This is a genomic window from Bradyrhizobium iriomotense (assembly GCF_030160715.1).
GTDB classification, from domain to species: Bacteria; Pseudomonadota; Alphaproteobacteria; order Rhizobiales; family Xanthobacteraceae; genus Bradyrhizobium; species Bradyrhizobium iriomotense.
In genome coordinates this window covers 36,000-62,757 of sequence record NZ_BSOW01000013.1, presented here as the reverse complement: position 1 = coordinate 62,757, position 26,758 = coordinate 36,000, and the positions used below count along the sequence as shown (strand labels likewise).

The window sequence follows — 26,758 nt, the reverse complement described above, 5'->3', positions numbered from 1 at the left end:
GGAATGGGCCTCGATGGACTCATAGAATCCAGACCCAATTCATATTGCCGTTTCAGATGCTTGATTTTGTCGTGAGGCCAGAGTCGTCGCAGTGCAGTTTCTGTTTAGCGATCACCTACTTGACACCGACAGGCGGGAGCTGAGCCGGGATCAGGTTCCCGTCGCGGTCGAGCCGCAGGTGTTCGACCTCGTCGTTCACCTGATGAGGAATCGCGACCGCGTGGTGACCAAGGACGAGTTGATCGACAAGATCTGGCTTGGGCGCTCGGTCTCGGAATCGACCCTGACCAGCCGGATCAATGCCGCGCGCAAGGCGATCGGCGATTCCGGCGCGAGCCAGGCGCTGATCCGCACCGTCGCGCGCAAAGGCTTTCGCTTCGTCGGCGACGTCGAGATGCGAAACGGCCATGGCAGCCCGGCGGAGCATGCCGGCCAGGCCAGGGAAGCCCCGGCCGCGCTGCCGTTGCCCGACCGCCCAGCAATCGCCGTGCTGCCCTTCACCAACATGAGCGGCGACCGCGAGCAGGATTATTTTTCCGACGGGATCAGCGAGGACATCATCACCGCGCTGTCGAAGCTGCGCTGGTTCTTCGTCATCGCGCGCAACTCCTCCTTCGTCTACAAGGGCCGCGCGGTGCACCTCAGTGAGATCTCCCGCGAGCTCGGCGTGCGCTACGTCGTCGAGGGCAGCGTGCGGCGGAGTGGCGACCGGGTGCGCATCTCCGCGCAGCTCAACGACGCCACGACCGGAAGCCATCTGTGGGCCGAGCGCTACGACCGCAGCATCGCCGACGTCTTCGCCGTGCAGGACGAGATCACCGACGCCATCGTCGCCGCGATCGAGCCGCAGCTCTACGCCGCCGAAAGCTTTCGCGCCCAGCAGAAGCCGCCGGGAAGCCTGGATGCCTGGGATCTGGTAATGCGCGCGCTGTCGCATTACTGGCGGATCACGCGAGGCGACAATGCCGCGGCCCAGGGACTGCTCGATAAGGCGATCGCGATCGACCCCGCCTACGGCAAGGCGCTCGGCCTGCTCGCGACCAGCCATATGTTCGGCGCCCATATGGGGTGGGCCGACATGGCGGCCACGCTGCCGGTCGCGGAACGCGCCGCATTCGCCGCGGTCGAGGCCGATCGCGACGATGCCTGGGCCCATCACGGGCTCGGCTACACCTATCTGTTCCGGCGGCGCTTCGACGACGCCATCGCGGCATTCGAGCTGGCGCTGCGGCTCAATCCCAGTTTTGCCATGACGCATGCCTTCTACGGCGTGACACTGTGCTATGCGGGCCGCTGGGAAGATGGCGATGCGGCCGCGCGCCGCGCGCTGCGGCTGAGCCCGCGCGATCCCTTCTCGGCGATCTATTGCGGGGTCGCCGCCTATGCGCAGTTCATCGGCCATCGCTACGAGGACGCAATCCAGTTCGCGCGCGAGTCGCTTCGTCAGCGCAGCGATTTCGTCGGCGCGCATCGCGCGCTGACGGCCGCCGCCGGCATGCTCGGCAATCGCGAGCTGGCAGCCTCCGCGCTCGAGGGCCTGCGTCGCGCCCAGCCCAACGTCTCGCTCGCCTGGATCACCAGCGAGCTGCCGATGCAGCGCGTGGAGGACCGGGAGCATTATCTCGAGGGCTTGCGACGGGCGGGATTGAGGTAGCTCCCTCCCTCTCCCCGCAGGGGCGGGGAGAGGCGAAGTCTCCAGCTACTCCTTCATCATCTCGCCGCTGCCGCCGAACTCTGCCGGGAAATCCTTCAGCTTCGGCAGGCCGTCGTGCATCGGCAGCACGGTGTCGGCGTAGTTGACGTGGACGGCCGGCGTGAACGCCAGCGTCGGGATGGCGGCCGTGAAGACGTCGATCAGGCCGAGCGGCGGATGGCTGGTCATCAGGTGACCGCCGCATTTGCGGCAATATTTCCGCTGGCTGAGCGGCGTCTTGGCATAGGTCGCGATGTGATCGGCGCCGTCAGTGATGCGCACGGCCTCCGGCTTCCACAGGCTGAACGCATTGACCGGCCCGCCCGACCACGAGCGGCAGGAGCGGCAATGGCAGTAGCCCATCGCCTCCGGCGCGCCCGTCACTTCGATCGCGACCGCGCCGCAGAAGCAGTTTCCGACGTGTTTCATTTCAGTCTCCTTGGATGACGATGAAGATCTGGTTGAGACGAAGATCAAACCGAGCGGCGCCAGGGAATAAGCATCGATACGCGCTGTTTGTATTGCCGGTACTCGTCGCCAAACAGCGCGACGAGATCGCGCTCCTCGAGCATGATGCCGAGCAGGATGTAGAGCGTGATCACGGATGCAAACAGCAGGTGGCCCACGGTCATGGTCGGCGCGGCCCAGATTGCGATGATGAAGCCGAGATACAGCGGATGCCGGACGAATTTGTAGAACAGCGGCGTCCTGAACCGCGGCGGCGAGGCCTGTTTGTCGACGAGTTGCTGGGTGACCTGCTGCAGACCGAACAACTCGAAGTGATTGATGAGGAAGGTCGAGGTGAAGACCAGCACCCAGCCGGCGAAGGATAGCGTGACGATCGTCACGGCGACATCCGGGTCCTGGACCTCCCATATAATCGCCGGCAGCGGCCGCCACTGCCAGAACAGCAGCAGCAGCGACAGGCTCGCCAGCAGCACATAGGTGCTGCGCTCGACGGGCTTTGGCACAAACTGCGTCCACCACGCCTTGAACTGCTGCCGTGCCATCACGCTGTGTTGAACGGCAAATAGCGCCATGAGGAGCAGATTGATGGTGACGGCCTCGATCGCCGAGGAATCGGTTCCGGTGTCGATGCTCTTGGGCACCACCATGCCCATGATGAAGCCTATGGCGTAGAGGATGGTGACGAGAAACATGAGATAGGCCGCAATTCCGTACAGAAAGGAGATGAACCTGAAGACTTTGGTGCCCGCGACATCCGGGCTGATGGAATGAACTTGGTGATCCAGTTGGGTCATAGACAGCTCCGTTGTGCCGAAAGACCGGCACTCATTGGGTCGCTGCACCCTGCCGGATCGGACGTGCCGAGGCTTTTGCGGACGATTGATTTTCGCCTGAGACGACGCTGATTTTTGCTTGAGATCACGAGACGTGCGATTTCGCTTTGAAAATCATGTGCTGGACTGCGACCTGCGCGAGTTGACGCGTGACGGCGCTCCGGTTCCATTGCAGCCGCAGGTCTTCGACCTGCTCGTGCACCTCGTCACGCAGCGCGGCCGCGTCGTCACCAAGGACGACCTGATCAGCCAGGTCTGGGACAACCGCATCGTTTCGGACTCTGCGCTGAATAGTCGCATCAACGCGGCACGAAAGGCGCTCGGCGATGACGGCGCGGCGCAGCGGCTGATCAAGACCATCCCGCGCAAGGGCTTTCGCTTCGTCGGCGAGGTGCTGGAGCAGACGTCGGCACCGCCTGCGGCCGAGGCGCCCCGCCTGCGGGGCGCGCCGGAGCGCCCGGCTATCGCGGTGCTGGCGTTCGAGAACATGAGCGACGACCCCGAGCAGGAGTATTTTTGCGACGGGATCGCCGAGGACATCCTCACCGCGCTGTCGAAGGTGCGCTGGTTCCTGGTGATCGCCCGCAACTCGTCCTTCACCTACAAGGGACGTGCCGTGCATATCAGGGAGATCGCCGACGAGCTCGGCGTCGGCTACGTCGTCGAAGGCAGCGTGCGCAAGGCCGGCGGCCGCGTGCGGATCACCGCGCAGCTCAACGACGCCGTCACCGGCAGCCACATCTGGGCCGAGCATTACGATCGCGAGCTCGGCGACGTCTTTGCCGTGCAGGACGAGATCACCAACGCGATCGTCGCGGCGATCGAGCCGCAGATCTATGCGGCGGAGAATTTTCACGCCCGGCGCAAGCAGCCGGCGAGCCTGGACGCCTGGGACCTCCTGATGCGAGGGCTCTCGCACTATTGGCGCGTGACGCGGCAGGATCACCTGATGGCGCAGGCGCTGCTGGCGCAGGCCATCACGATCGATCCCGGTTACGGCCAGGCCCAGTCGCTGCTGGCGGCAAGCCACATGTTCGGCGTGCATCTCGGCTGGGCGGAGCTTGCGACCGCGGCACCCGTCGCCGAAGCCGCCGCGCTCGCGGCGGTCAAATGCGACCATGAGGATGCCTGGGCGCATACCGCGCTCGGCAGCGTCTATTTCTCGACGCGGCGGCTCGACGATGCGCTGTCGGAGTTCGAGCAGGCGCTCAGGCTCAACCCGAATTTCTCGCTGGCGCAGGGCTATTACGCGCTGGCGCTGTCCTATATCGGCCGGTCCAGCGACTCATTCGAGGCGGCGCAAAAGGTGATCCGCCTCAGCCCGCGCGATCCGTCGCTCGCGATCTATTACGGGATCGCCGGCTATGCCCGCTTCACCGAACGCCGCTATGGCGAAGCGATCGCACTTGCCCGGGAGGCGATCCGCCACCGCGGCGATCTCACCGGGGCCTATCGCGTGCTCGCGGTCTCGGCCGGAATGGCGGGCGATCAGGAGCTCGCCGCAACCGCCTTGCAGGAGCTGCGCCGGACCCAGCCCAACATCTCGCTCGCCTGGATCACGACGCAACTGCCCTGGCGCAGCGACGCGGATCGCGAACACTATCTGGAAGGGTTTCGAAGGGCGGGGTTGGCGTAGAGCGCGGCCACGAGGCGGCGCGTCGCCGCATCCTGGAATGACGGCGCGCCATCAAACGCTCGATGCGAATGCGTCGAGCACCTTGTTGAAGGCCTCCGCCCTCTCCCATTGCGGCGCATGGCCGGCGCCGTCGATCACCTGCACCTCGCCGCGCCACAGCGTCGGCGCCGGCAGCCGCTGGAGATAGCCGAGATCGACGATCTGCTCCTCCCGGCCGTGGACGATCGCAAGCGGAATCTTGAGATTGCGGACGATCTCGGCCTCGTCGGAGATGCGGCCGGCCTGAACGTTGGCGCCGAGATAGCCGCGCGCGTTGCCGTCCGTGTTGCGGAAGTCCGCGACGACGAAATCGGGAATCGGCGCATAGCCCGGTGCGAAGGCCGATTTCATCCACTCCTCGATCTCCGCCTCGCTCGGTTGCGGCGTGAATACCGTGGTCGACAGGCTCTTGAAGCCGGAAAAGCCGCCCGGCGCCATGCTGACCGGCGGCGTGCCGAAGATCATCAGGCCGGCGGCCATCGGCAACGCTGCCGCCGCATTGAGCACGGCATGGCCGCCGAGGCTCCAGCCGACCACCACGGCGTTCTCTAGATCGAGCTCACGTGCGAGCGCGGCGATCACCGACGCATAGCCGCCACCTGAATAGTCGGCTTCCGGGTTGGGCGGCGGCGACGACGCGCCGTGGCCAGGCAGGTCGATCGCGATGACGCGGAATTTTGCCCCTGGCGGCCCCTGCAATTGCTTCTGCCAGATCCGGGACGAGGACGAGTTACCGTGGATCAGAAGGATCGGCCGTCCGGTGCCTGTGCTCTCGAAGCCCGCGATTTTCTGGGCGCCAATCTGCAAGCGTAGCGGGCGCAGGGCGGGGCCGGGAAAAGGCTGATCATTCATGATCCACCGATCTGGTTGTTGAAACTGTTTTTTGCGATCGAAGGCATCTTGGCACGCGGCGCGGCGTGGCGGAAGGCGCTGGCGGCCGCATAGGTAACCGCCCCTACTTCCCCTCCACCTGGGTCGGCTTCGTCGGCGAGGTGGCGGCCCATTCCTTGTCGGCACGGGGACCGTTGACGTCGCCGGTCAGGCCGACGAGCTGGCCGGGCTGGACGTCGAGGGTCTGCTGCCAGGCCCGGGTCTGGCACAAGAACCTGATCAGGCAGCCCTTGAGTTTCAATTTGTCGGCGGCCTCGCGCCACAGCGAGACGGAATAACGCTTGCCGTCCTCGGCGTTGTAGATCTCGCCTGCAAAGCGGCCTTCCGGTGTCGCCTCGAGGCCCATGATGAGCTGATGGCCGAGCAGCGCGCGGGCGCGCTTGTCGGGATCGGGATTTTCGCTGTCGCGGAGCGGCTGGCCGCGCGGATCCAGCGGGGTCTTCATCCAGACGATGAAACCGCAGATGCGGTCGCGGCCCACGCCGCAGCGCTCGAGCCGGATGCGGGCCCGGCCATCCTCGGTGAGCCAGGTGCCGGTGGGCTCGGTGGGGCTCATCGCGTTGGCGCGGCCGTCGAAGACCATCAGCGCGACAGTGATCGCGACGCGGACGACGAAGCGAAGAAGGATGTTCATCTTGCTGCGCCTCTCGCTTCAGTTCAGTTGCGCCATGAAGGCGTCGGCGCCCTTATCGATGCCGGCCGTGGCGGCGGCGAGCGAGCCGACGCTCGCCTTGATGTCGTAGGCGCCGGGATATTGCTTGGTGACGTAGGCGCTGAGCAGGCGCGAGGTCGAGGCGTCGAAGATCTCGACGCCGTAGATGACCGAGCCGGTCAGCGTACCCTCGCCGTCGCGCGCAGCCTGCACGCCGTTATAGACGGCGCCCGCGACATCGAAGCGCGACAGCGTGCCGAGCACCGGCGTGTTGGTGACCGCGCCGGTCAGGGTCAGCCGCACCCGCAGCGTGTTCGGGCCGCGGGCAGTCACCAGTGCAAAGCGGCTGCGCAGCTTGTCGGCGAAGCGGTTCTGCATGTAGGCCGCGAGCGTCGCCTTGTCCTTGTCGGACATGTCGCCGAACTGATGATCCTTGCCGCGATAGATCACGACGGGATCGAGAATGACTTTATTGTAGCTGCGCCAGTCCGCTGAGGTGGAGTAGCGGTACGGCACGCGGCCGGACGTGTCGGAGGCATCCGGCGCCATGTAGGCCGACGAGGCCATCTCCGAATAAGGCACCGGCGTCACGGATGCGCAGCCGACGACGACGGCGCAAAGCGCGAGCGTTCCCAGACCGCGCATGGCGATCGAGCGATCCATTCCACACTCCTTTGATGGCTGGACAGAAGGCAATGGTCCTGATGTGGGCCGCAACCGCGTACGGGACAGAACGCGGCTGCGGCTTTCACCATTGCCGACCCAAGGCCTCTTGCGGGGCCATGATCCGACGCCCTGGGTCAGCTCTCAGTGTCGCCATCTATAAAACCGACCAGACGGTTTGTAAAGTGCCGAAATGAAAGCCTGGAACATTTGGCCGCAGGCGAACCTTTGTGCAGCGATCGGTTCGAGCTTGTCACGACGAATCAGGCGCGCTTGCGCGCCGTGCCGGCCTTCGCCGCGGATGCAGAGGCAGCCTTGATGGCGCGGGGCTTGGCCGACTTCTCGAGCGGACGCCACTGATCGTCGTCGAGCAGACGCGCGAACAGCCGCTGGTGCTCGTCCTTGCTGAGCGGCGACATGCCGAACAGCGAGCTCAACAGCAATCCGCGTGCCGCCGCCCAGCGCAACAGTGCGAGCTCGGGATCGGCGGCCTCCGCCTTGATGGCCGCCACCCTTTTCATCTCGCGCTCGCGCGGCAGCACCATCAGGCCGGGATTCTCGACCATGGCCGCGACGAGCGCGAGCGCGGCGGAGTTCGGTGACGTGGCCGCTTCCCGTACGGTAGCGAGCTGGGTTGCCAGATTGGGATTCACCGAGGTTGCACTCACCTTCGCCATGTAGCGAGTCGAGAACTCCTCGAAATGCTCCATCTGCCGCTCCAGCAGCGCCTTCAGCACGGCTTCCTTGGTGCGGAACTGGTGCATCACGCCGCCCTTGCTCAAACCGCTCTCACGCGCGATCGCATCGAGCGTCAGTCGGCCGGGCCCGTCGCGCGCAATGATCCTGGTCGCCGCATCGAGCGCAGCGTTGCGGGATCGTTCGGAGCGCGTGGCATTGTCCATGGCGGACTTGTCTCCGTGACAGGGAGATGAATCAAGTGAAAACAGAACGCGCTGTACATTTTTTGTGCGATCGCTGTCGAGACTTTCATCTTGCGACGCGGAACGGGACCTGTGAGCCTCGACGATGGATGGGGACTTGGATGGGCCGGCCGCAGTTTCGCGCGGAACGATGGCGCGTGAGCGCGCGTCCGGTGCCGCTTGAGAAAGATACGATATGTCGAAACGAGTGTTGCTTGGTCTCCTCCTGAGCATCAGTGTTGCGGCCGCGGCGGCGGCGCAGGAGCCCAAGACGGGCGGCGTGATCAACGCGGTGATCCAGCCCGAGCCCCCCGGCCTCATGCTTGCGATGGTCCAGAACGGCCCGGTCCAGATGGTATCGGGCAATATTTTCGAGGGCCTGCTGCGCTACAGCCCCAAGCTCGAGCCGCAGCCGGAGCTCGCCGAGAGCTGGACGGTCAGCGAAGACGCCAAGACCTACACCTTCAAGCTCAAGAAGGGCGTCACCTGGCATGATGGCAAGCCCTTTACCTCCGCCGACGTGCTGTTCTCGGTCGAGATGCTGAAGCAGACCCACGCGCGCGCCCGCAGCAATCTGATGCAGGTCGACAAGGTCGAGGCGCCGGACGACACCACCGTCGTCTTCACGCTGAAACAGCCATTCGGCCCCTTCCTCGGCATCTTCGAGGTCGGCTCGATGCCGATGGTGCCCAAGCATCTCTATGACGGCACCGACTGGAAGACCAACGCCTACAACAACGCCCCGATTGGCACCGGCCCTTTCATGTTCAAGGAATGGCAGAAGGGCTCGTTCATTCGGCTGGTGAAGAATCCGAACTACCACGAGAAGGGCAAGCCCTATCTCGACGAGATCTACTGGCAGATCATCCCCGACGCTGCCGCGCGCTCGGTGGCGTTCGAGACCGGCAAGGTCGACGTGCTGCCTGGCGGCTCCGTCGAAAACTTCGACGTGCCGCGCTTGTCCAAGCTGAAGGACACCTGCGTTACCGGTGCGGGCTGGGAGTTCTTCTCGCCGCTCGCCTGGCTCTGGCTGAACAACCGCCAGGGTCCGACCGCGAACAAGAAGGTGCGCCAGGCGATCATGTACGCGATCGACCGCGATTTCGCCAAGGACGTGATCTGGAACGGTCTCGGCAAGGTCGCAACCGGGCCGTCGGCTTCGAGCATCAAGTTCTACACCGACGACGTGCCAAAGTACCCCTACGATCCGGCCAAGGCCAAGGCGCTGCTCAAGGAAGCCGGCTACAACGGCGAGAAGGTCCGCCTGTTGCCGCTCGCCTATGGCGAGACCTGGCAGCGCTGGGGCGAGGCCGTGAAGCAGAACCTCCAGGACGTCGGCATGAACATCGAGACGATCTCGACCGATGTCGCCGGCGGCAACCAGAAGATCTCCGACTGGGACTACGACATCGCCTTCACCTATCTTTATCAGTACGGCGATCCCGCGCTCGGGGTGGGGCGCAACTACGTCTCCAGCGCGATTGCCAAGGGCCAGGTGTTCAATAATGTCGAGGGCTACTCCAATCCGGAGATCGACAAGCTGTTCGCCGACGGCGCGGTGGCAACCCCGGACTCCAAGCGCAAGGAGATCTACGAGAAGGCGCAGAAGATCCTGGTCGAGGACGTGCCGGTGGCCTGGCAGCTCGAGCTGCAATTCCCGACCATCACCCGCTGCAAGGTCAAGGACCTGATCACCACCGCGATCGGCGTCAACGACGGCTTCAAGGACGCATGGCTCGACAAGTGAGAACAGCTCCTTCACCTCTCCCCGCCTGCGGGGAGAGGTCGACGCGCTCGCAGAGCGCGGCGGGTGAGGGGAAGTCTCCGCGAGACCAACTACTACCGCCCTCGCGGAGAGTCCCCCTCACCCCAACCCTCTCCCCGCAAGCGGGGCGAGGGAGCGCACCTTCTCCGTGGCCGTCATCAAGATAGCGCTCAACAATGCTCTCCTTCATCGCTCAGCGTGTCGTGAAGGGCGTGATCGTGCTGCTTGCGATCGTCGTCCTCAATTTCTTCCTGATCCGGCTTGCGCCCGGCGATCCCGCCATCGTGATGGCGGGCGAGGCCGGGGCTAGCGACCAGGTCTTCGTCAAACAGCTCCGCGAGAAGTTCGGTCTCGACAAGCCGCTGCCCGAGCAGCTCCTGATCTACGTCAAGGGCGTCGCGACCTTGGATCTCGGCTTCTCCTTCCGCCAGCAGGCGCCGGTCGCGAAGCTGATCATGGAGCGGCTGCCGGCAACGCTGCTGCTGACGCTGACGGCCTTCGCGATCTCGCTTGCGCTCGGCATCCTCTTTGGCACCCTCGCCGCGCGTTTCGCCGGAACCTGGCTCGATACATCAGTCACGGTGTTCGCGCTGATCTTCTACGCCACGCCGATCTTCTGGGTGGCGCTGATGGGCATCCTCTTGTTCTCGGTCACCGTCGACTGGCTGCCGAGCTTCGGCTACGAGACCGTCGGCGGCAACTACCGGGGCTTTGCCCATGTCCTCGACGTCGCCGCGCATCTGATCATGCCGGCGATGACGCTCGGCCTGTTCTTCATGGCGACCTATACCCGCATGACGCGCGCCTCGATGCTGGAGGTGAAGCGCCTCGACTTCGTCAAGACCGCGCGCGCCAAGGGCCTCTCCGATGGAGTGATCCAGCGCCGCCACGTGCTGCGCAACGCGCTGCTCCCGGTCGTCACGCTCGCAGGCGTGCACTCCGGCACGCTGATCGGCGGCGCCGTGATCACCGAGACCGTGTTCGCCTGGCCCGGTATCGGACGCCTGATGTACGACGCGCTGCTACAGCGGGACTACAACCTTCTGCTCGGCGTTTTCGTGATCTGCTCGGCCATGGTGCTGATCTTCAATCTCATCACCGACCTCGTCTATCGCCTGGTCGATCCGCGCATCGAGTTCGCCGCATGAAGCAGTTCTGGACGTCGATGTTGCGCAACCCGAGCGGGCTGATCGGCCTCATCATCCTGCTGCTCGCGATCGCGGTTGCCGTGTTCGGCCCGCTGCTGTTCCCGAACTCGCCGTGGCGCATGGTGCAGCGGCCGTTCCTGCCGCCCTTCACGCTCTCGACCGTGCCGCTCGGGACCGACGCGCTCGGGCGCGACGTCTTCGCCGGCTTGATCTTCGGCGCGCGCGTGTCGCTGCTGGTCGGCCTCGTCTCGACGCTGGTCGCGCTGATCGTCGGTGTGCCGATCGGCGCCATCGCCGGCTATTTCGGCGGCAAGGTCGACGATGCCCTGATGCGCTTCACAGAATTCTTCCAGACCATTCCGAGCTTTGCGCTCGCGATCGTGCTGGTCGCGATCCTCCAGCCGTCGATCTACTCGATCGTGGCCTCGATCGCGGTGGTGAGCTGGCCGCCGGTCGCGCGCCTGGTGCGCGGCGAGGTGCTGTCGCTGCGCACGCGCGAGTATGTCCAGGCCGCTATTGTCACCGGACAGTCGCATGGCTGGATCATCTGGCGCGAGATCCTGCCCAACGCACTGTCGCCGGTGATCGTGCTGGCCTCGCTGATGGTCGCAACCGCGATCCTGCTGGAATCCTCGCTGTCGTTCCTGGGCCTCGGCGATCCCAATTTGATCTCCTGGGGCTACATGGTCGGCGCCGGCCGCACCGTGATCCGGCAGGCCTGGTGGATCACCGTGTTTCCCGGCATCGCGATCCTGATCTCGGTGCTCGGGCTCAATCTCATTGGCGAAGGCCTCAACGACGCGCTCAACCCGCGGCTCTCGCGCGAGGGGCGATGATGATGACCGCCCCGCCCGTCGTCTCGATCAAGAATTTGCGGATCGCGCTGCCCAAGGGCGCCGAGCGGCCCTTCGCGGTCGATGGCGTCTCGCTGGATTTGAGGCCCGGCAAGATCGTCTGCGTCGTCGGAGAATCCGGCTCCGGCAAATCCATGTGTGCGCATGCGCTCATGGGATTGCTGCCCGACACAGTCGACGTCGCATCCGGTGAGATTCAGTTTGAAGGTCGCGACCTCCTGAAGCTCGACGACGACGGCTGGCGCGATTTGCGCGGCCGACGCCTGGCGATGATCTTCCAGGAGCCGATGACCGCGCTCAATCCGTTGATGCGCATCGGCGACCAGATGGCGGAGATGTTCGAGGCGCATGATCTGCTGACGCCGAAGCAGCGCCGCGCCAAGGCGCTGTCGCTGGCGCGCGAGGTCGGCCTGCCCGACCCCGAGCGCATCGTGCGCGCCTATCCGCATCAGCTCTCCGGCGGCCAGCGCCAGCGCGCCATGATCGCGATGGCGCTGGCGCTCGAGCCTGCGGTGCTGGTCGCGGACGAGCCGACCACCGCGCTCGACGTCACCACGCAGGCGCAGATCCTGAAGCTGATCCGCAACCTCCAGCGCAACCGCAACATGGCGGTGATGTTCATCACCCATGATTTCGGCGTGGTCGCGGATATTGCGGATCAGGTCGTGGTGCTCCGCCATGGCAAGGTGGTGGAGGAAGGCCCGGCTGCGGCCGTCTTCACCTCGCCGCAGCATGACTACACCAAGGCGCTGCTCGCAGCAGTGCCCTCGATGGATCCGCCGACGCGCGCGCCGCTCGATGATCAGCTCAAGGCCGTCGAGGTGATCGGGCTGGACAAGACCTATGTCACCTCGGGCGGCTGGTTTCGCGACGACCGCAAGGTGGACGCGGCGCGCGAGGTCAATTTCAGCATTCTCAAAGGCGAGACGCTGGGTCTCGTCGGTGAATCCGGCTCCGGCAAATCATCCGTGGCGCGGCTCGTGATGCGGCTGATCGAGCCGGATCGCGGCACGGTGCGGATCGGCGAGACCGATCTGACATCACTTGCCGGCAAGGCGCTTCGCGCCGAGCGCCATCGCATCCAGATGATTTTCCAGGACCCGTTCGCCTCGCTCAACCCGCGGCGCAAGATCGGCCACATCATCGCCGACGGCCCGATCGCCGCCGGCGTCGCGCCGAAAGTGGCGTTCGACCGCGCCCGCGACCTCCTTGGGATGGTCGGTCTCGACGCCGGTGCGCTCGACCGCTATCCGCACGAGTTCTCCGGCGGCCAGCGCCAGCGCGTCGGCATCGCGCGGGCGCTCGCGCTCGAGCCCGAGATCATCGTCGCCGACGAGGCGGTCTCCGCGCTCGACGTCTCCGTGCAAGCGCAGGTCTTGCGGCTGCTGGAGGATCTCAAGGCCCGCCTCGGCCTCTCAATGCTGTTCATCACCCACGATCTGCGTGTCGCCGCCCAGATCTGCGACCGCATCGCGGTGATGCAGCGCGGCGCCATCGTCGAGCTGAAGCCGACGGCACAGCTCTTCGCATCACCCGACCACAGCTACACCCGCGAGCTGCTCGCCGCCGTGCCCGGGCGAAAAGAGCGCGCGCCGGCGGCGTGATCAGTCGCGCGGACGGCGCGCCTCGCGACCATGGCCCTTCTTCACCTTGGCCACTGCATGCAGCATCGTCTTGAAGTCCTTGATCGCCTGGTCGCGCTTGAGCGTCCCATCTGAGTCGGCCTCCAGATGCTCGATGACCACGAGCAGTGCGTCCGCAATCTGGCCGATCTGCCTGCCATAGCTACCTACATCCGACAGCACGTCCCGCTCGACCTCGGGCGCCGAGGATTGCCCGACCGTGATGTTCACGAGCCCGAACTGGCTGCCGGTCGGGCTGAAGAACGACGGATAGATGGACTGCACGACATCCCCCGACAGGGGCAGCTTGAACATAGGCATGCGATTTCCCCTCGCTGACGCTCGACCGGCAAGGGGAAGACTAGCACGATCATGCCCGCCTTCGGATGGACCCGAATCAGCGCTAGTGCATTCAGCCAGCGACTGCGTGGATTGGAGTGACATGACCGGCCCCGAACTGAAGCAATTGCGCGCCGACCTGTCCGAGGCGATCGGCCGGGAGCTCACGGTCGCGGACATGGCGAAGCTGTGCGGCCTGCCGGCCGCGAGCGGGACCGTGACGATCCGGCGATGGGAGGTGCGCGGCCCGACCGCGTCGGCGGCCAAGGTGCTCGGCGTGCTCGCGATGGCGAGCGAGCACTATCCGATCCTCGACAAGTTCGACATCTTCGATCGCCACACCATCGCCGAGAAGGATCGGCCCGCGCAGCGCGAAAAATTTCGCGAACAGATGCGCGAGGAAGTGCGCAGGCGCCTGGCTTGACGAAGAGCGGCGGATGTCGTCCGCAAAGGCACCGCGTTAAGCCTTCCTTCACCGTTTCTTAAGCCGCCGTTAAGCACGAAAAGCATTTGCCGGCCAGTACGTTGGGTTGGCGACGACTGTGCCACGCATGTGACAGCATTTTAGTCAAAAGCCCTCTATCTGCGAAAGCAACGACGGCGCGACGAAGCGCGCCTGCCGGGAATGAAGTGTTGGAGTAAGAAGACGATGAAGAAGATTCTGTTCGCGACCGTTGCACTGCTCTCCGTGAGCGCGGCCGCGCCCGCCGTCGGTGCCGATCTCGGCGCCCGCCCCTATTATAACAAGGCGCCTCAACCGGCTTATGTCGCGCCGATCTACAACTGGACCGGCTTCTATCTCGGTGCGCATCTCGGCGGCGCGTTCTCGAGCGACAACAATTTCAACGGCCTCTCCACCGGCAACAGCGGCAACGGTCGCTTCCTCGGCGGTCTCCAGGTCGGCGCGGACTGGCAGTTCCACCCGAACTTCGTGGTCGGCGTCGAAGGCCAGTACTCCTGGCTCTCCGGCAGCGTCGGCGCGGTGTTCCCGAGCGGCTACGCCTACACCAACGACCAGCGCGGGCTCGGCTCGATCACCGGCCGCGTCGGCTACACCTGGGGCCCGGGCCTGCTCTACGTGAAGGGCGGCTACGCCTATTCGGACAACAACGAGACTGTGACGCTCGGCGGCGCGCCGGTCGCATTCGCGATCTCGGGCGATCATCGCAATGGCTACACCGTCGGCGCGGGTCTCGAATACATGTTCGCCCCGAACTGGTCGGCCAAGGCCGAGTACCAGTACTACAATTTCGGCAGCGCCACCTTCACCGCTCCGGCCGCGCTGGTGCCGGCCGGCAGCTTCACCACCGACGATCACACCATGAAGGCGGGCGTCAACTACCGCTTCAACTGGGCCGGCCCGGTGGCCGCGCGTTACTGATCGCTAACCACAATCGATCTTGCGGAGGGGCCGGCAGTCATGCCGGCCTCTCTTTTTTGCCGAGTGGAAAGAGCGCAAGCAATTGCAGCGCTTGCGATTTTTTAACTCGCTACCCCGATACTGCCGCCGCAAAGTAACGGCGTGGGGGAATTGTGATGGCGATCCGTGTGGGCCTCGGCAGATTCAGGCCTCGTTTCTCGTTGCCGAAGTGGGGCGTGCGCGGCAGACTGTTCGCCGCCTTCGCGGTGATCGCGGCCATGGGCCTGGTGATCTCGGCCGGCGCCGGCTTCGTGTTCAAGCATCTCGGCACTACCATGATGGACCTGAGCGGCCGCGACATTCCGCGCCTTGCCGCCAGTCTCCAGCTCGCCTCCCAAAGCGCAACACTTGCGGCGCAAGGCCCGGGCCTGCTGGCCTCGCCTACCGAGGAGGCGCTGAACGAGCGCACCAAGAACGTTCAGGAGATTCAGCGGCTCGCCATGGGCAAGCTCGGCGAGATCATCGAGCTCGGCGCCGACAAGCAGACCGCAAGTGCTCTCGGCCTGACCGTGAGCATCGACGAGGCCATGAAGAGTCTGGTCTCCGCCGCGCGCGAGCGGCTCGAGACGGCGGCTCTGCATGAGAAGCAATATGAGGCGCTGCGCAAGGCGCAGCAATCCTTTGTCGACGCCGCCAATCCGGCGATGCTGGACGCGCAGACGCGACTGAACGCAATCCTGGGCTCTAACGAAGTCTCGGCCGATGACGCCACCGAGGCAGCGCGCACCGTCGCGCAGATCTCTACGGTGTCCGCCAACGGCAATTTGATGGCCGCCGACATGATGGCGGCGCTCTCGGCCAACTCCAGCCGCACGCTGGAGGCGATCGAAAAGGAATTCAAGACACTCCGCACTCGCGTGCAGTCGAACCTCGAGGATCTGCCCAACAACACCTCAATCACCGGGATGCGCGAGGCCATGCAGAAGCTGCTCGCGTTCGGTGAGGGCAAGACCGGCGTGTTCAAAGTCCGCCAGCAGGAGCTCGACGCCATCGACTACGGCCAGACCATTCTGGACGAGACACGCAAGCTCAATGCCGGCTTGGGCATCAACGTGCAGCAGATCGTCGATGGCGTGCACGAGGCGACCAATGCGTCGACCTTCCAGGCCCGCCAGGAGATTTCGCTCGCCACCACCAGCATGCTTGGGCTGGGCGGATTGACGCTGATCGGATCGGCGCTGTTCGTCTGGCTCTATGTCGGACGCAACATCCTGCGGCGCATCGGCGGCTTGCAGCGCGCGATGCAGCTGCTCTCGGCCGGCGATCTCGATACCGAGGTCGTCCGCACCAAACACAATGACGAGATCGGCGCCATGACCGATACGCTTCAGGTGTTCCGCCAGAGCATGATCGAAGCCCGGGCACTCTCCAGCGAGCAGGACAAGGACCGCGCCACCAAGGCCGAGCGCGCCGCGCGCATGGAAGCGCAGATCGGATCGTTCGAAGGCACCATGCGCACGGCCCTCGACAGCCTCGCCCAATCGGCCAATTCGATGCAGACGACCGCGCAGAGCATGTCGTCGACGGCCGACCAGTCGAATGCGCTGGTCAACGCCGTGGCGTCGGCCGCCGAGGAGACCTCGGTCAACGTGCAGACGGTGTCGGCCGGCACCGAGCAATTGTCGTCGTCGATTGCCGAGATCAGTCGCCAGGTGGTCACCTCGGCCGAGATCGCCAAGAAGGCGGTCCACGAGGCCGGAGCGACCGACGCGACCGTGCAGGGCCTCGCCGACAGCGCGAGCCGCATCAGCGTGGTCGTCGATCTCATCCAGACCATCGCCTCGCAGACCAATCTGCTCGCGCTCAACGCCACGATCGAAGCGGCGCGCGCCGGCGAAGCCGGCCGCGGCTTCGCCGTGGTCGCCTCCGAAGTGAAGAGCCTCGCCAGCCAGACCGCGAAGGCCACGGAGGAGATCCGCACCCAGATCGCCAGCATGCAGCAGGTCACGACCTCTGCGGTCGGCGCGATCAGGGGCATCGGCCAGATCATCGGCGAGATCAACGACGTCACCACGGCAATCGCCGCCGCCGTCGAGGAACAGGGTGCCGCAACGCGCGAGATCGCCCGCAACATCCAGCATGCCGCGGGGGGCACCAGCGAGGTCTCCAGCAATATCGTCGGCGTCTCCACCGCCTCGGCCGAAGCAGGCGCTGCGGCGACGGAAGTGCTGAGCGCCTCCGATGCGCTGCGCCGCGAAGCCGACGTGCTCCGCGGGGAGATCGACACCTTCCTCAGCAATATTCGGGCGGCGTAAGAATTCTCCGTCATTCCGGGATGGTCCGAAGGACCAGACCCGGAATCTCGCGCCACAACCTCCAGATGGCGGGCTCGCGCTATCGCGCGCCCCGGAATGACGGTGATAGCTCGCCATTCGCGCTCCGGAATGACCGGTATGCGGCGGCCACCCCACGTGGTTTTTCGGCTGGCGTCCCGCCCGATGTGCGGGTACCGATAGTCCATGCATTCGAAGAGCGACAGCGTGCAGCCCTCGGCCGAGGCCCTGCGCTACCCCTGGGAACAGCATCCCGGCCCCGAAGAGGTCGTGGAGGTGCGGCCCGGCGTGTTGTGGGTGCGGCTCAAGCTGCCGTTCCGCCTCAACCATGTGAACATCTACCTGCTCGCCGACGGCGACGGCTATGCGATGATCGACTCCGGCTTCGGCAATGAGGAGACGATCGAGGCCTGGACGAAACTGTTCGATGGGCCGCTGAAGGGCGTCCATATCACGCGCCTGATCGTCACCCATTCGCACCCCGACCATGTCGGGCTCGCGGGCTGGATCGTCGAACGGTTCAACTGTCCGCTCGAGATGTCGCAGGTCGAATATCTGCAATCGGTCTATCACCAGAACCGCGGCACCGAGGAGCGGCGCAACGCGCAGCGGCTGTTCTTCCGCCGCCACGGCATGGACGAGACGCTGACCGACAAGCTGCTCGGCCGCGGCCAGGAATATCTGAAGCGCGTCTCGGTGCTCCCCGCCTCCTATCGGCGCATCTCGCATGGCGACGAGGTCGTGATCGGCACACGCCGCTTCAAGGTAATCACCGGCGGCGGTCATGCGCTCGACCAGGTGATGCTGTATTGCGCCGACGACAAGCTGTTCCTCTCCGCCGACCAGGTGCTGAGCAAGATCTCGCCGAACGTCAGCGTCTGGGCGGTCGAGCCCGATCAGAACTCGCTCGGCGAATATCTGGCCTCGCTGGCGAGCCTGACGACGACGCTGCCCTATGACGTGCTGGTGCTGCCCGGCCACGGCGTGCCGTTCTACGGCTTGAAGACCCGCATCAAGCAGCTTGCCGATCACCATGAAGAACGCTGCCGGATGATCGCGGACGCGTGCCGCGAGGTGCCGCAGACCTCGTCCCAGCTCGTGCCTGTCGTGTTCCACAAGCACGTGCTCGATCCTCACCAGATGGGCTTCGCCGCGGGCGAGCTGATCGCCCACGTCAACTACATGCTGGTCGAGGGGCGGCTGACCGCCGAACAGAAGGACGGCGTGCTTCAGTTCAGGACGACGTGAACGTAAAGCCTCGGCCAATATTGCGATCGTGAACGGCGACGCGGCGCGGACAAAATGTCCAAGCGGCCCCTTCGATGCACCGCACACGTCGTCTCGCCGGCGGCGCCAGCCGGTTGATCCAAATCAACTTTTTCTGCCACGGGTCGGTTATCGAGAAGGCCACGCTCGCCGCGCAGCCCGATACGGCGGGCGCATGGACATTAGAGCTGGAAAAGCTCTAAGAAGATGAGCCGCTTGGGCCCTCAAGTTCCGCCGCAGGTCTGCCGATGGATTACAGCCAGTACTTCTCCTCCGCCCTCGACCGCCTCCACGCCGAACGGCGTTATCGCGTGTTCGCGGATCTCGAGCGCATGGCCGGCAGGTTTCCGCATGCGGTGTGGCACTCGCCCAAGGGCAAGCGCGACGTCGTGATCTGGTGCTCCAACGACTATCTCGGCATGGGCCAGCACCCGAAGGTGGTCGGCGCCATGGTCGAGACCGCGACCCGGGTCGGCACCGGCGCCGGCGGCACCCGCAACATTGCCGGCACCCATCATCCGCTGGTCCAGCTCGAGGCCGAGCTCGCCGATCTCCACGGCAAGGAAGCGGCGCTGCTGTTCACCTCGGGCTATGTTTCGAACCAGACGGGTATTGCGACCATCGCAAAGCTCATCCCGAACTGTCTGATCCTGTCGGACGAGCTCAACCACAATTCGATGATCGAGGGCATCCGCCAGTCCGGCTGCGAACGGGTCGTATTCCGCCACAACGATCTCGCCGATCTCGAAGCGCTCCTGAAGGCTGCGGGTGCGAACCGGCCGAAGCTGATCGCCTGCGAGAGTCTCTATTCGATGGACGGCGACGTCGCCCCGCTCGCAAAAATCTGCGATCTCGCCGAGAAATACGGCGCGATGACCTATGTAGATGAAGTCCACGCGGTCGGCATGTACGGCCCGCGCGGCGGAGGCATCGCCGAGCGCGACGGCGTGATGCACCGCATCGACATCCTGGAAGGCACGCTGGCGAAGGCCTTCGGCTGCCTCGGCGGCTACATCGCGGCCAACGGCCAGATCATCGACGCCGTGCGCTCCTATGCGCCGGGCTTCATCTTCACCACCGCGCTGCCGCCGGCGATCTGCTCGGCCGCAACCGCCGCGATCAAGCATTTGAAGACCTCGAGCTGGGAGCGCGAGCGCCACCAGGACCGCGCCGCCCGCGTCAAGGCGATCCTCGATGCCGCCGGCCTGCCGGTGATGTCGAGCGACACCCACATCGTGCCGCTGTTCGTCGGCGATCCCGAGAAGTGCAAGCAGGCCTCCGACCTGCTTTTGGAAGAGCACGGCATCTACATCCAGCCGATCAACTATCCGACCGTTGCCAAGGGCACCGAGCGGCTGCGCATCACGCCCTCGCCCTATCACGACGACGGCCTGATCGATCAGCTCGCCGAAGCCCTCCTCCAGGTCTGGGACCGCCTCGGCCTGCCCCTGCGCCAGAAGTCGCTGGCGGCGGAGTAAACAAGGCATTGGCCGTCGTCCTGGCGAAAGCCAGGACCATTACCCCGACCGTGAATTGCTGCAGCAGGCTGCGGCCGTCAGTGTGCCCATACCCACTCCCTGTGGTGATGGGTCCAGGCCTTCGCCAGGACGACGTTGGGAGGTGCTGCGCTTCCCAACTGCCACCGCCCCCCGGGGAGAGCCCCCTCACCCCAGAAGCGGGGCGAGGGAGGTCCACTACACCGCGCGGCTTAACGACGATGATAGTTCCTAAACTTCCCGGAAAAATGGCTGTCGCTTGCGGCAAGCTTAAGCGCTAGATTTTCTTCGGAAAATGAGATCGAACGCGGCTGTCGCCGCGATGCAAGGGAGAGGCCCCCAGCAATGCTGCACGACTGGGGCGTGATCGCAGCCGCCTTCGGCTATATCGGCTTCTTGTTCCTGGTGGCGAGCCATGGCGACCGCCGCTCCCAGGCGCGAGCCGGTCGTGCCTCCGGCCTGATCTACCCACTCTCGCTCGCGATCTACTGCACCTCCTGGACCTTCTTCGGCTCGGTCGGCTTCGCGACCCGCACCTCGACCGACTTCCTCGCGATCTATGTCGGCCCGGTCCTGATGATCGGGTTCGGCACCGGCATCCTGCGCCGCGTGATCCAGCTCGCCAAGGCGCAGAACATCACCTCGATCGCCGACTTCATCGGCGCGCGCTACGGCAAGAGCCAGGCGGTGGCAGCAACGGTCGCGCTGATCGCGATCATCGGCTCGGTGCCCTATATCGCCCTGCAACTGAAGGCCGTCGCCTCCTCGCTCGAAACCATCCTGAGCGAGGACCAGGCCTTCTCCCACATCCCGATCCTCGGCGACATGGCGCTGATGGTGACGCTGACGATGGCGGCCTTCGCCGTGCTGTTCGGCACGCGCCAGACCGACGCCACCGAGCACCAGCACGGATTGATGCTTGCGGTCGCGACCGAATCCATCGTCAAGCTGGTGGCGTTCCTCGCTGCCGGCGCCTTCGTCACCTTCTGGATGTTCTCGCCCCACGAACTGATCGAGCGTGCGATGAGGACGCCGGAGGCGGTGCGCGCCATCAACTATTCGCCCTCGGTCGGCAACTTCCTGACCATGACGCTGCTGTCGTTCTGCGCGGTCATGCTGCTGCCGCGCCAGTTCCACGTCAGCGTGGTGGAGAACTCGTCCGATGCCGAGGTCGGTCGCGCCCGCTGGCTGTTCCCGCTCTATCTCGTCGCCATCAACGTGTTCGTGATCCCGATCGCGCTCGCCGGCCTCGTGACCTTCCCGTTCGGCGCGGTCGACCCCGACATGTACGTGCTGGCGCTGCCGATGGAGGGCGGCAGCGACCTGCTCAGCGTGGCCATCTTCGTCGGCGGATTGTCGGCGGCGACCGCGATGGTGATCGTGGAATGCGTCGCGCTCTCCATCATGGTCTCCAACGACCTCGTGGTGCCGCTGGTGCTGAAGCGGCGGCCTGAGGGCCGCACGGGGGCGACGGATTTCATCGACTTCCTGCTGCGCTCGCGACGGCTCGCGATCTTCGCCATCATGGTGATGGCCTATTTCTATTATCGCGCGCTCGGCAACACGCAGCTCGCGGCGATCGGTCTTCTGTCCTTTGCCGCCATCGCCCAGCTTGCGCCCAGCTTCTTCGGCGGTCTGTTGTGGCGGCGCGCCACCGCGCGCGGCGCCATCGGCGGCATGCTGATCGGCTTCGCGGTGTGGGTCTACACGCTGTTCCTGCCGAGCTTCCTCGACTCCTCGACGTCAGGCATCCTGCTCCTCCAGCACGGTCCGTTCGGCATCGAGGCGTTGCGGCCGCAGGCGCTGTTCGGCGCCGACCTGCCGCCGCTGCTGCACGGCGTCGCCTGGTCGCTGTCGCTCAACATCCTCACCTACGTCCTGCTCTCGCTGGCGCGCCAGCCGAGCTCGATCGAGCTCGTGCAGGGCGACCTGTTCGTTCCCAATACGCTCGCGCCGATCGCGCCGAATTTCCGCCGCTGGCGCACCACCGTCACCGTGCAGGACATCCAGAGCACGGTCGCGCAATATCTCGGGCCCGATCGCGCGCGGCATTCCTTCGAGGCCTTTGCGGCACGGCGCAATGTGCGGCTCGAAGCCGGCGCACCGGCCGATTTCGAGCTGCTGCAGCATGCCGAACACATGATCGCCTCCTCGATCGGAGCGGCCTCCTCGCGGCTCGTGATGTCGCTGCTGCTGCGCAAGCGAACGGTTTCCGCAAAAGCCGCGCTAAAACTGCTCGACGATTCCCATGCGGCGCTGCATTTCAACCGCGAGATCCTCCAGACCGCGCTGAACCATGTGCGCCAGGGCATCGCCGTATTCGACGAGGACCTCCAGCTCATTTGCTCGAACCGGCAGTTCGGCGATTTGTTGAGCGTGCCGCCCCACTTCATTCAGTTCGGCACGCCGCTGCGGGAGATCCTGGAATTCATGGGCGCCGGCAATCCGGCGGAAGTCGATGACCAGGAGGCGATGCTGGCGCGGCGGCTCGTCGCCTATACGACCGACAGCGCGCCCTATCTGGAGCGTCTTCCCGACCGCCACATGGTCATCGAGGTCCTGACCAATCGCATGCCCGGCGGCGGCTTCGTCATCACCTTCACCGACGTCACGCCGTCCTTCGAGGCAGCGGAGGCGCTGGAGCGCGCCAATGCCACGCTGGAGAAGCGGGTGCGCGACCGCACCGAGGAGCTGACCCGGCTGAACTCGGAGCTGGCGCAGGCGAAGAGCACTGCCGAAGACGCCAACATTTCCAAGACACGCTTCCTCGCGGCGGCGAGCCACGACATCCTCCAGCCGCTGAACGCCGCGCGGCTCTACGCGACGAGCCTTGTCGAGCGCCAGCATGGCGGTGAGGAGACGCGGCTGGTCGAGAACATCGACGAATCGCTCCAGGCGATCGAGGAGATCCTGGGCGCGCTGCTCGACATTTCGCGGCTGGATGCCGGCGCCATGACGACCTCGATCTCGAGCTTCAAGATCGGCGACCTGATGCGGTCGCTGGAGATCGAGTTCGCGCCGATCGCGCGCGCCAAGGGCTTGCGGCTGACTTTCATGCCCTGCTCGCTGGCGGTCAAATCGGACCGGCTGCTGCTACGACGCCTGCTCCAGAACCTGATCTCCAACGCGATCAAATATACGCCGCGCGGACGCGTCCTGGTCGGCTGCCACCGCCAGGGACAATCGCTGAAAGTCTGCGTCTACGACACGGGCGTCGGCATCCCCACCGTGAAGCGCGGCGAGATCTTCAAGGAATTCCATCGCCTCGAACAGGGCGCGCGGATCGCGCGCGGCCTGGGACTGGGCCTGTCGATCGTCGAGCGCCTGGCCCGCGTGCTCAAGCACGGCATCGCCATCGATGCCAATGCAAGCGGCGGCTCGATGTTCTCGGTGACGGTGCCGACCGCGAAGGCGGTGACCCATACCGCGGCGGTGACCAGCGCCACGCCGCTCGCGCGCGCACCGATTGCCGGCGCGCTGATCGTGTGCATCGAGAACGACGCGGCGATCCTCGACGGCATGCGCACGCTGCTGAAAGCCTGGGACGCCGAGGTCATCGCGGTCGCCGATCCCGAAGGCGCGATCAGCGCGATCGAAGCGGCCGGCCGCAACGTGACGGGCCTGCTCGTCGACTATCATCTCGACCGTGGCAACGGCATCGCCGCCATCCGCGACATCCGCCGCCGCTTCGGCGACAATCTACCGGCGATCCTGATCACCGCCGACCGCAGCCCGGCCGTGCAGCTCGCCGCGCGCGAGGAAAAGATCGCCGTGCTGAACAAGCCGGTGAAGCCGGCGTCGCTCCGCGCCCTGCTCGGACAATGGCGCACGCAGCAGATGGTGGCGGCAGCGGAGTAGCGCGAGACAACGATCGTGGCCTGCTTATAGAAGATCCGTCATCCTGAGGTGCCGGAGCGTAGCGGAGGCCTCGAAGGTTGAGCGGCCCGGCTGCTTCCGCGGCCGTTCATCCTTCGAGGCTCGCTACGCGAGCACCTCAGGATGACAGATCTGACATACGCGAGTTGCGTTACCCCGTCGGCGTGCCCTGCTTCCACTGGCCGCCGGCGATCTTGGCGGCGGCGATCACGGCCTGGGTGCGGCTTTCGACGCCGAGCTTTTGCAGGATCGCGGAGACGTGGGCCTTGATGGTCGCCTCGGAGACGCCGAGCTCATAGGCGATCTGCTTGTTCAAAAGACCTTCCGACAGCATCATCAGCACCCGCACCTGCTGCGGCGTCAGCGTCACCAGCCGGTCGCGCAGGCGCATCATGTCGGGATCGGCGGCAGCGCTGAGGTCGGTATCCGGCGGCACCCAGACGTCGCCGGCCATCACCTTGAGGATGGCGTCCCGCAGGGTCTCGACGCCGAACCGCTTGGGAATGAAGCCGGAGGCGCCGAAGTCGAGGGAGCGGCGGATCGTGGCGCTGTCGTCGGACGCCGAGACGATGACCACCGGGATCGCCGGATATTGCGCACGCAGATAGATCAGGCCGGAAAAGCCGGAGATTCCCGGCATCGACAGGTCGAGCAGGACCAGGTCGACGTCGGAGTCCTGTTCCAGGAGCTTGGTGAGGTCTTCGAACGATCCGGCCTCGTCGACCCGCGCCGAGGTCAGAACGCCGGCCACGGCCTGGCGCAGCGCATCGCGGAACAGGGGGTGATCGTCGGCGATGACGAGGCGGGTTACGGGAGCGTTCATCGATCTCTTGCAGTCGTTATGGTCGGGGCCAACAAGTCAGGGCACCGCCGGGGCAATTCTTCCCCGAGCGGCCGTGGCATGCAAGCACACATTATCCCTTTGCTGCAAAGGGGTTAATCCCGATCTTCCGGCCCCCGCGGCATTGCATGCCAGCGCCCGTCAGCCACGCGTCAGTGCGAAAGGCCGAAAGTCGTATTGGGGCCGGTTTCACGGCGATGTTACCTTGGGGGCAAGCCCAGAGGCTGTCCGGCTGCGTCCGGACATCCCGGGGGAGCGAGGAAACGATTTTCGGGGAGCGAGTTCACGATGTCCACAATGGCTGCAACGTCGGTACGATCGACCGGCATGACGAAGGATGAGCGTTTCGTCATCCTCGCGTCGTCGCTCGGCACCGTCTTCGAATGGTACGATTTCTACCTCTACGGTTCGCTCGCCGGCATCATCGGTGCGCAATTCTTCTCGGACTATCCGCCGGCGACCCGTGACATCTTCGCGTTGCTGGCCTTCGCGGCAGGCTTCCTGGTGCGCCCGTTCGGCGCCATCGTGTTCGGCCGCATCGGCGACATCGTCGGCCGCAAATACACCTTCCTCGTCACCATCCTGATCATGGGTCTGTCGACCTTCATCGTCGGCCTGTTGCCGAACGCCGCGACGATCGGGTTCGCCGCTCCGGTGATCCTGATCGCGCTGCGCCTCGCCCAAGGTCTCGCCCTCGGTGGCGAGTATGGCGGTGCAGCGACCTACGTCGCTGAGCACGCACCGAACGGCAAGCGCGGCTACTACACCTCCTTCATCCAGACCACCGCGACGCTCGGCCTGTTCCTGTCGCTGCTGGTGATCCTGTTCACCCGCACCGCAACCGGCGAAGCCGACTTCGCCAAATGGGGCTGGCGCATTCCGTTCCTGGTCTCGGTGCTCTTGCTTGGCGTCTCGGTCTGGATCCGGCTCCGCCTCAATGAATCGCCGATCTTCCAGAAGATGAAGGACGAAGGAAAGAGCTCGAAGGCGCCGCTGACGGAAGCCTTCGCCAACTGGCAGAACGGCAAGCTCGTGCTGCTCGCTCTGCTCGGCGGCACCATGGGCCAGGGCGTGGTCTGGTACACCGGCCAGTTCTATGCGCTGTTCTTTCTGCAATCGATCCTCAAGGTCGACGGCTACACCGCGAACCTGCTGATTGCCTGGTCGCTGCTGCTCGGCACCGGCTTCTTCATCGTGTTCGGCACGCTGTCCGACAAGATCGGCCGCAAGCCGATCATCCTCGGCGGCTGCCTGATCGCGGCGCTGACCTTCTTCCCGATCTTCAAGATGATCACCACCAACGCCAACCCGGCGCTGGAAAAAGCGATCGAATCGGGCAAGGTCGAGGTATGGGCAGATCCCGCGGGCTGCGGCGACCTGTTCAACCCGGTCGGCACCCGCGTCTTCACCGCGCCTTGCGACACCGCACGCGCCTTCCTGTCCCAGTCGTCGGTCAAGTACGCGACGATGCCCGGCGCGGCCGGCTCCGGCGTCAAGGTCGTCGTCAACGGCAAGGAAGTTCCTTACGCCAACGCCAAGGACAGCAACCCGGCGGTCCTCGCGGCGGTGCAGGCGGCCGGCTATCCCAAGGCAGGCGACGCCGGCATCGTGAAGATGTCGCATCCGTTCGACATCTTCCGTCCACAGGTGGCCGCGATCATCGGTCTGCTGTTCATCCTGGTGATCTTCGTCACCATGGTGTACGGGCCGATCGCGGCGATGCTGGTCGAACTGTTCCCGACCAAGATCCGCTACACCTCGATGTCGCTGCCCTACCACATCGGCAACGGCTGGTTCGGCGGCCTGCTGCCTGCGACCGCATTCGCGATCGTGGCCTCGACCGGCGATATCTATGCCGGCCTCTGGTACCCGATCACGTTCGCGGTGATCACCGCGGTGGTCGGCTTCCTGTTCCTGCCCGAGACCAAGGACGTCGACATCAAGGCGACCTGATCTCGGAGCTGCCGGCGGCCTGCCGCCGGCGCAAGCCCGAATGCAAACCGGCCGCGAAATCCGCGGCCGGTTTTGTTTTGTCAGCGTGTATCGGTTAAAGCGCGATGAGA

General features: G+C 65.2%; 22 protein-coding genes. 14 read left to right on the top strand and 8 right to left on the bottom strand.

The features are described from left to right. Positions 1–91 precede the first annotated feature (91 nt). A complete protein-coding gene (locus tag QQL28_RS19470; protein ID WP_284267827.1) occupies positions 92–1,654 on the top strand; it encodes a winged helix-turn-helix domain-containing tetratricopeptide repeat protein in 1,563 nt (520 codons plus the stop codon). 45 nt (positions 1,655–1,699) lie between these two features. Here QQL28_RS19470 and QQL28_RS19465 read toward each other — a convergent pair whose 3' ends face one another. Further along, on the bottom strand, positions 1,700–2,122 hold the full coding sequence (locus QQL28_RS19465) for a GFA family protein (RefSeq protein WP_284267825.1): 423 nt from the start codon (positions 2,120–2,122) through the stop codon (positions 1,700–1,702). Positions 2,123–2,166: 44 nt separating this feature from the next. Continuing rightward, entirely contained in the window at positions 2,167–2,955 is a 789-nt protein-coding gene (gene mddA, locus QQL28_RS19460; RefSeq protein WP_284267823.1) for a methanethiol S-methyltransferase, read from the bottom strand. 133 nt (positions 2,956–3,088) lie between these two features. On the opposite strand from mddA, the gene QQL28_RS19455 reads away from it, so the two are divergent. After that, the gene (locus tag QQL28_RS19455) at positions 3,089–4,630 is read left to right on the top strand and encodes a winged helix-turn-helix domain-containing tetratricopeptide repeat protein (protein ID WP_284267821.1); all 1,542 of its coding nucleotides are present in this window, start codon (positions 3,089–3,091) and stop codon (positions 4,628–4,630) included. Between the two features lie 51 nt (positions 4,631–4,681). Here the strand turns inward: QQL28_RS19455 and QQL28_RS19450 are convergent, their stop codons facing one another. From QQL28_RS19450 to QQL28_RS19435, 4 genes are all read right to left on the bottom strand, one after another. Continuing rightward, on the bottom strand, positions 4,682–5,521 hold the full coding sequence (locus tag QQL28_RS19450) for an alpha/beta fold hydrolase (RefSeq protein ID WP_284267819.1): 840 nt from the start codon (positions 5,519–5,521) through the stop codon (positions 4,682–4,684). Positions 5,522–5,624: 103 nt separating this feature from the next. Further along, the gene (locus QQL28_RS19445; protein ID WP_284267817.1) at positions 5,625–6,194 is read right to left on the bottom strand and encodes a DUF2147 domain-containing protein; all 570 of its coding nucleotides are present in this window, start codon (positions 6,192–6,194) and stop codon (positions 5,625–5,627) included. 18 nt (positions 6,195–6,212) lie between these two features. Next, positions 6,213–6,875 carry a DUF3313 domain-containing protein gene (locus tag QQL28_RS19440; RefSeq protein ID WP_284267815.1) on the bottom strand — a complete coding sequence of 221 codons (663 nt, stop codon included), beginning with the start codon at positions 6,873–6,875 and terminating at the stop codon, positions 6,213–6,215. 263 nt (positions 6,876–7,138) lie between these two features. After that, positions 7,139–7,777: a TetR/AcrR family transcriptional regulator gene (locus QQL28_RS19435; protein WP_284267813.1), complete on the bottom strand. Its 639-nt coding sequence runs from the start codon at positions 7,775–7,777 to the stop codon at positions 7,139–7,141. A gap of 214 nt (positions 7,778–7,991) precedes the next feature. Between QQL28_RS19435 and QQL28_RS19430 the strand changes: the two genes are divergently transcribed. The 4 genes from QQL28_RS19430 (at position 7,992) to QQL28_RS19415 (ending at position 13,166) form a co-directional block, all read left to right on the top strand. Continuing rightward, complete coding sequence (locus QQL28_RS19430) at positions 7,992–9,542, top strand: ABC transporter substrate-binding protein (protein ID WP_284267812.1); 1,551 nt, start codon at positions 7,992–7,994, stop codon at positions 9,540–9,542. Between the two features lie 194 nt (positions 9,543–9,736). Continuing rightward, positions 9,737–10,708: an ABC transporter permease gene (locus QQL28_RS19425; protein ID WP_284267811.1), complete on the top strand. Its 972-nt coding sequence runs from the start codon at positions 9,737–9,739 to the stop codon at positions 10,706–10,708. Next, positions 10,705–11,544, top strand: coding sequence for an ABC transporter permease (locus QQL28_RS19420; RefSeq protein WP_284267810.1), 840 nt, complete (start codon positions 10,705–10,707; stop codon positions 11,542–11,544). Before QQL28_RS19425 ends, QQL28_RS19420 begins: the two co-directional genes overlap by 4 nt. Before the next feature lie 2 nt (positions 11,545–11,546). Next, entirely contained in the window at positions 11,547–13,166 is a 1,620-nt protein-coding gene (locus QQL28_RS19415) for an ABC transporter ATP-binding protein (RefSeq protein WP_284268090.1), read from the top strand. Here the strand turns inward: QQL28_RS19415 and QQL28_RS19410 are convergent, their stop codons facing one another. Continuing rightward, entirely contained in the window at positions 13,167–13,505 is a 339-nt protein-coding gene (locus tag QQL28_RS19410) for a hypothetical protein (RefSeq protein WP_284267809.1), read from the bottom strand. 121 nt (positions 13,506–13,626) lie between these two features. Between QQL28_RS19410 and QQL28_RS19405 the strand changes: the two genes are divergently transcribed. From QQL28_RS19405 to QQL28_RS19375, 7 genes are all read left to right on the top strand, one after another. Next, entirely contained in the window at positions 13,627–13,947 is a 321-nt protein-coding gene (locus QQL28_RS19405; protein WP_284267808.1) for a hypothetical protein, read from the top strand. Positions 13,948–14,172: 225 nt separating this feature from the next. Further along, positions 14,173–14,904, top strand: a complete 732-nt coding sequence (locus QQL28_RS19400; protein ID WP_284267806.1) for an outer membrane protein — start codon at positions 14,173–14,175, stop codon at positions 14,902–14,904. Between the two features lie 155 nt (positions 14,905–15,059). Continuing rightward, positions 15,060–17,198 (top strand): methyl-accepting chemotaxis protein, encoded by a 2,139-nt coding sequence (locus tag QQL28_RS19395; protein ID WP_284267804.1) that lies wholly within the window; start codon positions 15,060–15,062, stop codon positions 17,196–17,198. 204 nt (positions 17,199–17,402) lie between these two features. After that, positions 17,403–18,464, top strand: a complete 1,062-nt coding sequence (locus QQL28_RS19390) for an MBL fold metallo-hydrolase (protein ID WP_284267802.1) — start codon at positions 17,403–17,405, stop codon at positions 18,462–18,464. Between the two features lie 74 nt (positions 18,465–18,538). Next, a complete protein-coding gene (locus QQL28_RS19385) occupies positions 18,539–18,685 on the top strand; it encodes a hypothetical protein (RefSeq protein WP_284267800.1) in 147 nt (48 codons plus the stop codon). Between the two features lie 45 nt (positions 18,686–18,730). Beyond that, positions 18,731–19,960 (top strand): 5-aminolevulinate synthase, encoded by a 1,230-nt coding sequence (hemA, locus tag QQL28_RS19380; RefSeq protein WP_284267798.1) that lies wholly within the window; start codon positions 18,731–18,733, stop codon positions 19,958–19,960. A gap of 363 nt (positions 19,961–20,323) precedes the next feature. Then, complete coding sequence (locus QQL28_RS19375) at positions 20,324–23,836, top strand: PAS domain-containing hybrid sensor histidine kinase/response regulator (RefSeq protein ID WP_284267796.1); 3,513 nt, start codon at positions 20,324–20,326, stop codon at positions 23,834–23,836. Positions 23,837–24,005: 169 nt separating this feature from the next. Here QQL28_RS19375 and QQL28_RS19370 read toward each other — a convergent pair whose 3' ends face one another. After that, entirely contained in the window at positions 24,006–24,677 is a 672-nt protein-coding gene (locus QQL28_RS19370) for a response regulator (protein WP_284267794.1), read from the bottom strand. 345 nt (positions 24,678–25,022) lie between these two features. Here QQL28_RS19370 and QQL28_RS19365 point away from each other — a divergent pair, with 345 nt between their 5' ends. Beyond that, entirely contained in the window at positions 25,023–26,648 is a 1,626-nt protein-coding gene (locus tag QQL28_RS19365) for an MFS transporter (RefSeq protein WP_284268088.1), read from the top strand. Positions 26,649–26,758: the final 110 nt, after the last annotated feature.